At 36.6% G+C, this 2435-nt stretch carries 4 protein-coding genes; all 4 read right to left on the bottom strand.

The window, feature by feature from the left end; translation table 11 throughout:
* Positions 1–129 precede the first annotated feature (129 nt).
* The 4 genes from ACFVGY_RS37730 to ACFVGY_RS37715 all read right to left on the bottom strand — a co-directional run bounded on the left by ACFVGY_RS37730 (position 130) and on the right by ACFVGY_RS37715 (position 1946).
* Positions 130–933 carry a hypothetical protein gene (locus tag ACFVGY_RS37730; protein WP_376912104.1) on the bottom strand — a complete coding sequence of 268 codons (804 nt, stop codon included), beginning with the start codon at positions 931–933 and terminating at the stop codon, positions 130–132.
* Positions 934–986: 53 nt separating this feature from the next.
* On the bottom strand, positions 987–1208 hold the full coding sequence (locus tag ACFVGY_RS37725) for a hypothetical protein (RefSeq protein WP_376642817.1): 222 nt from the start codon (positions 1206–1208) through the stop codon (positions 987–989).
* 82 nt (positions 1209–1290) lie between these two features.
* Positions 1291–1758, bottom strand: a complete 468-nt coding sequence (locus ACFVGY_RS37720; protein ID WP_326194938.1) for a hypothetical protein — start codon at positions 1756–1758, stop codon at positions 1291–1293.
* A 20-nt stretch (positions 1759–1778) separates the two neighbouring features.
* On the bottom strand, positions 1779–1946 hold the full coding sequence (locus tag ACFVGY_RS37715; protein ID WP_326194937.1) for a helix-turn-helix domain-containing protein: 168 nt from the start codon (positions 1944–1946) through the stop codon (positions 1779–1781).
* Positions 1947–2435: the final 489 nt, after the last annotated feature.

The following is a 2435-nucleotide window of genomic DNA, read 5'->3' as shown; positions in this document are numbered from 1 at the left end:
GTATCTACTACCGTCATATAATCCGACGCGGAAGACTTCCCCAAAAAGTCCTCGCGTCTCAGTATCAAGCGTAAGTATCTTAACGGGTTTACTTGCGCTTTTTTCTTTATTCTCTTTTTCCTTACTCATTTAAAATCCACCTCTCCATCGTAAATCCTTCGCTAAACGTTTCGCCGTTTTGATATTTACTTGCGGGAGATATTTCTGAATTAAATCCCCAATAAATTGAGCCTTTTCTTCATTGTCATATAAAACCCTCATGCCTGCATTTATTGCAATTAATAAATCTTTATATCTCCTTAAATCGGCTTTTCCTTCATATAGCAAAATCCATGAATTCATATCAGCCAGTCTAAGAGAATCAAAATTTCTCATAAATGCTTTATGCTGTTTCCTTTTATTATTGGGGACAACATGCATACTTATTGTTCCTATTTCAGCGGGAAGTTTAGCACCTAAAAAACCTCTTATAGATTCGATAAGATAATCAACGCTCACATGTCTGTAAGACCGTTTTAAGTCCTCTATCACATTTGCATCCATCATTGTGTCGGTTTTTTCTTTCCAGTAAATCATTAAATAGGGTTCAGTAGCTTGTCGGGCTTTTCTTTCAGCCGCTTTTCTTTTTCTTTCTTCAGCCTTCGCCCGCTTATTTAATTCTTTGTTATACCATTCATTAAATCGTGATTCGCTCCAATACCTTTTTGCGGAATGTTCGGAGACTTTAAATCCTAACCGTTTAATTAATTCAGATCGTTCATTTGCAATTAAACTACGACTCTTTTTCTTAACAATTTTATTTACTGTGGCAGGTTTATTTTTTAATTCCTTTATAACCTTTTTGTCAGTAATTCCGACTTTTTTCAAGGCAGCTATATTTTGTTTTTTCTGCTGTTTCTTCTTCAGCCGCTTTTTCTTCCCAATCAGTGACACCCCCTTTAAACACAAAAGTCACAGGGAAACGAATTTCCCTGTCAATTTAATATTTAAATGGCTTCTGCTTTTTGTGTCGGAATATAGCGAACAGAACCGCGTGACAGTTCGTCTTGTGCTTCAGCATGAAAATAGGAGACTATTGCAAGCATTTCTGAACGAGTGAAACTAATAATCTGTTGTGTATCGTCATCAAGCTTTTGAGCGAAACAATACATATTCTCCACTCTATCCTCTTTAATCTCTGTGCGGCGTTCTCCGTTGTCGAAAATCATTACGTTTTTATCCAAGTCTAGCAACCTCCGTATATAGTAATTTAATATAAGAAAAGCCGCCCCGATCGGAGCGACTATTTAATTAGTCCACAAGCGCAAGTGTCAATGTTTTAAAGCCGCGGCGGGTTTTAACTTCTTTTGGAACAACTTTTAATGGCTCGTCCGTCCAAGGACCTTGCCCTACAATCCCAATGATACGTTGTAGGGAGCTTGCTACGCCCTGAGATACACTGTGATAGCCTTGTCCGTCTGCTGTTAAAAGAACAACGCGCATTGCCTGAATTGTCTCTTTCGTGACTTCATCCTCTAATTCAACCGCATGGGCGACCATGTCTGTAATTTCAATTACTTCTCCGATATGGTCTGATAGAGAGTGTTCAGCGTTGCTTACCGCGTTGTAAAGTTTGATGCTGCTCTTTCTGTCCGTTGCCTGGATAGTTGAAAACATTTGTTGTGTACCTTGTTCAAAAATACTTGGTGATGCTGTTGCAATGTCCTCAGTTGCCAATACGTCAGTAGTGTTTTCAGTGTTTTTAATAGTGTTTGTCATTTTAAAATTCCCCCAAAGAATTAATTTTGTTTTAAGTATTCATTGAATTTTTCAGCTGACACGCGCCATTCTCGACCGACTTTGAAACCTTTAATTTCTCCGTTGTTCAGCATTTTGCGAGCCGTTTTTTCAGATATTTTTAATATCTCGGCTACCTGTTTAACTGTTAAAACCTCTTCACTAGACAAAAAGCGTACCTCCCTCTACATATGTATCACTTCCTTTAAAGGGCTTCAGATTCCTTTATGTTCCCTTTGATGACCTTATCTTACCATCAAGGGATATATCATGTCTACCCCTTTTTACAAATTTCTTCAGAATTTTTTCAGGAAGGATTCGACATTATGCGACATATTGGTAGGAGAAGAAAATATTTCTGTACCAATAATAGAACACATGTTCCTGAATGTAAAGTCCTATTATATATGAAATAACTGGGTATCAGGGATAGAAATGTCCTATCTCTTATGTTCGCACTGAGTATAAATGTTTATAACAGGTTATTATTGACAAACTAAAATAAGTGTGTATATACTCTCTCCATTAAAGGAGATGAATAATTTATGCCAAATCTAGAAATATTAGATATTATTAATATGAAATTAGATACGAAATACAAGCATATTGAACACTTTTTAAAGGATTGGATAGATAAGAAGTACAACAATATGGATGTT

Origin of the sequence: Streptomyces sp. NPDC127106, assembly GCF_042677605.1 — a bacterium.
GTDB lineage: Bacteria > Actinomycetota > Actinomycetes > Streptomycetales > Streptomycetaceae > Streptomyces.
This window is presented reverse-complemented; position numbering and strand designations above follow the sequence as displayed.